At 35.9% G+C, this 3,377-nt stretch carries 4 protein-coding genes and 1 pseudogene; 1 reads left to right on the forward strand and 4 read right to left on the reverse strand.

Features of this window, described 5'->3' with window-relative positions; all coding sequences use genetic code 11:
• Positions 1–538 (forward strand): annotated as a pseudogene (locus Q0L68_RS18335) (zinc carboxypeptidase); the annotation flags it as partial.
• Between the two features lie 106 nt (positions 539–644).
• Here Q0L68_RS18335 and Q0L68_RS18340 read toward each other — a convergent pair.
• The 4 genes from Q0L68_RS18340 to Q0L68_RS18355 all read right to left on the reverse strand — a co-directional run.
• Positions 645–1,853 (reverse strand): M56 family metallopeptidase, encoded by a 1,209-nt coding sequence (locus Q0L68_RS18340; RefSeq protein WP_296705705.1) that lies wholly within the window; start codon positions 1,851–1,853, stop codon positions 645–647.
• A 16-nt stretch (positions 1,854–1,869) separates the two neighbouring features.
• Positions 1,870–2,235, reverse strand: coding sequence for a BlaI/MecI/CopY family transcriptional regulator (locus Q0L68_RS18345; RefSeq protein ID WP_296705706.1), 366 nt, complete (start codon positions 2,233–2,235; stop codon positions 1,870–1,872).
• Positions 2,236–2,366: 131 nt separating this feature from the next.
• On the reverse strand, positions 2,367–2,774 hold the full coding sequence (locus Q0L68_RS18350; protein ID WP_296705707.1) for an energy transducer TonB: 408 nt from the start codon (positions 2,772–2,774) through the stop codon (positions 2,367–2,369).
• A 49-nt stretch (positions 2,775–2,823) separates the two neighbouring features.
• Positions 2,824–3,377, reverse strand: a 554-nt coding sequence (locus Q0L68_RS18355; RefSeq protein WP_296705708.1) for an energy transducer TonB, incomplete at its 5' end; no start/stop codon positions are given.

The following is a 3,377-nucleotide window of genomic DNA, read 5'->3' on the forward strand; positions in this document are numbered from 1 at the left end:
TTCGTTTTCGGAAGGAGTTGTCAATCATCTGAAAGATTGGATCAATCGAGGGGGTACAGTAATCTCCATGAAATCAGCAAGTCTTTGGTTAAACCAAAAGGGAATAATAACAGAGACTATGGTTGAAAAAGGAGAAACCACAGATCCAAAAGAACTTCCATTTGCAGACAGGAGTGCGTTTGAAGGAGCTAAATCAGTAGGTGGAAGTATTTACATGGCTAAATTAGATTTAACTCATCCGATCGCATATGGATACCGAAGAGAAATATTACCGGTCTATAGAAACAACTCGATTTTTGTACAACCCAGCAAAAATAAATACCTGACTCCTATTCGCTATACCAGTGATCCTTTGCTAGGTGGGTATATTTCTGATTCGAATCTTGAGCTATTAAAGCAAAGTGCAAGCTTAATTATTTCGCCAGTTGGCAGAGGAAGAGTAATAAATTTCTATGACTCTCCAAACTTCAGAGGAACTTGGTTTGGCACAAACAAACTTTTCTTCAATGCAATTTTCTTTGGAGATAAAATGGATTAACAATTTTCAAAAAATAGTGAAAAAACCACCTTGAAATTCAAGGTGGTTTTTTTGTTGGAAGTCCCATGAATATCTACGAACTAATCGTAGATATTTTTAAAATTTTTTATCTTACATATGTCAAGGTAATAATCCCTGCCAATTTTCCCATTGGAGTATCCATTCCAACTTCATGTTTAGTAACCAATTCTTTTCCAGTTACTGAAACTATTTCATAATAGGTCTCTTCACCATTTGCATCAACTATAAGTTGATTATCATTAAACTTCCATGTTCCAGATCCATTCACATCACCTTGAGCGGAAGAAATTGTCACAGTACCATCCTCATTCAATGCTAAATTACTTCCTTCATGCAAAGCTCTACCACCTTCAATCATTGCCGATAGGTCAGGGCCTTCAGTTTGATCGAATTTAAATTCAGTCCCTTTCCATGTTCCAGTCAAATCTGCCTGAGAAATTGCCATGTTACAGGAAAAAAGGCCAATCATCAATATCATCAAGGGTATACTGAATAGGAGCTTGTTTTTCTGAATTGACTTTGATTTTGTTTTGTTCATCATAATGATTCTTTTTTTGGTTTGAAATTGATTAAAATTATTCATGAATTGAAGTCCACAATCTTGGCTAAGTTGTTTAAGCAAAAGACGGGAATAAACAATGGGGGAATAGGTATTTGTAACTTCTTGATCAGCCTGAAATTCATGGATTTCACGAAGTTGTTTTTCTAAAAGATAGACAGCCGGGTTGAACCAAAAAATTGATTTTACCAACTGAAGAAACAATACATCCCAAGTATGCCCTTTACGGATATGAACTGATTCATGGAGTATGATCTGGCTTAATTCAGAACTGTTATTTTGAAAATCAGGAAGTAGGATATAATTGAAAAATGAGGCCGGAATAAATTTTTTGTTAATGACAATCGTAAATCCTTCAAAACTTTTTCTTTCGGAAGAAGAAATTAAACTAAAGGTTTTAAATACTCCAAAAGCTAATTTTGAAAGTGAGTAAACTACCCCCATTACATAAATGGCGAGTGGAATAAGAAACCAATTAAAAGCTTGTAATTCCTGCGCTGCCACCACATTACTTAATTGCCCATCCACCCACAGTAAAGAGGAATTAACAGGCCTTAAAGAACTCTCAGTGAGCCATTGAAAATCAATAGATAGCATTGGCAAAAAAACTGCGCCAATTAGAAGACCAAGTAGAGTAATCCTGCTCCAAGAGAAAAATGTAAGCCCTTCCATCATCACTTTATAAAACAAAACAACTAGTAGGATCCCAAGACTTCCTTCTAGCAAATATGTCATTAAGAAATTCATCCGATTATTTTTTCTCGTAATTGTCAATCATTTTCTGGAGTTCTTCCAACTCCTTTTCAGATACTTTCTTTTCCTTCACCAAAAAGGAAAGTACATTTTCTACAGAACCATCAAAGAAGTTTTTCATCAAAGTATTAAAGCTCTTTTTTCTGTATTCGTTTTCTTGAACCAGGATAAAATACTCGTTGGTTTTCCCGTAAGATTTATGGCCTAAGTATCCTTTTTTTTCAAGTACTTTAACCGAAGAGGCTAAGGTAGTATAAGGCGGTTTTGGCTCAGGCAGCTGATCAAGAACATCCCGGACGATCGCTCTTTCCAGCTTCCAAAAGATCCTCATGATCTGCTCTTCATTAGCTGTTAATTCTTCCATGATTTAAAGGTAAAAAAGTCTTTTGCTAAAACCTACGATTTATTCGTAATATCACGACATATTCGTAATTTTTAACATAAAAAAGCCTCTAGATTATTCTAGAGGCTTTTCAAGATATATAAAACCATCAACTAAAGCTTGTATCGGATGGGTAATCGCATTTGGGCTCTTACTTTTTCACCCTCATTCTCTCCAGGTTTCCATGAAGGAAATGAATTAACAATCCGAAGAGATTCTTCGTCGCAACCACCACCGATTCCTCTTAAAATTTCCGTGTCCGAAATTGAGCCATCTTTATTTACTATAAATTTGACCACTACGGTACCTTCGATCCCCTTTTCTTTGGCGGAAGCTGGGTATTTCAAATTGTCTCCTATGTATTTAAACATAGCCTCCATCCCTCCTGGATATTCAGGCATTACTTCCATTTCCATCAATACTCCTTCTGAAGTTTGTGCATTTACATCAACCGCGCCTATGTAAAATGACATGAGTAAGGTAAGGGTAGTTAGAATAATTGGTTTAGCGTAAGTTTTCATAAGATTTATAGATAGATATTTTGAGTTCAATATTTTCAATTATGTAATATCAATTGGATATTGGAATTTCAATTTCCCCAGGAAATTCAATCATAACATTACTTGTTGGTTTCGTTTCCGCATCTGATCCACCCAATTTAAATCGGATTGGCACTCTCATCCTGGTTTTAACAGCTCTTCCTCTTTGAAGTCCTGGTTCCCAAGTAGGTGAATTTTCTATTACTCGGATAGCCTCTTCATCACAACCTCCTCCAATACCTCTTAAAATATCTACATCGGAAATGGATCCATCAGTATTTATTACAAAAACGGCAATAACTGTTCCTTCGATCCCCATCTGCCTTGCCTGAGAAGGATAAGTTAAATTAGAACCTAAATAAGAATTCCAACCTTGCATCCCTCCTGGAGGATTTGGTTGCTCTTCCACTACATCAAAAATTTCATCTCCCATTCTTGCAGTAATATTTGAAGGACCTATTGCCTTTGCCTGCTCACCCATTTGTGTTGGACCTTCAATTTCCTCTTGTGCATTAGTTAAGTCACAAGAGAACATAAAAAACATTAATCCCACTATTGGTAGAGCCATAAAAAAGCGAATCAATT

It is taken from the genome of Algoriphagus sp. (assembly GCF_024642405.1).
Classification (GTDB): domain Bacteria; phylum Bacteroidota; class Bacteroidia; order Cytophagales; family Cyclobacteriaceae; genus Algoriphagus.

What these genes read in the sequence shown, in the direction of transcription:
- Q0L68_RS18350 (WP_296705707.1), bottom strand. Translation starts at nt 2,774, where the DNA reads ATGAAAACTTACGCTAAACCAATTATTCTAACTACCCTTACCTTACTC.
- Q0L68_RS18340 (WP_296705705.1), bottom strand. Translation starts at nt 1,853, where the DNA reads ATGACATATTTGCTAGAAGGAAGTCTTGGGATCCTACTAGTTGTTTTG.
- Q0L68_RS18345 (WP_296705706.1), bottom strand. Translation starts at nt 2,235, where the DNA reads ATGGAAGAATTAACAGCTAATGAAGAGCAGATCATGAGGATCTTTTGG.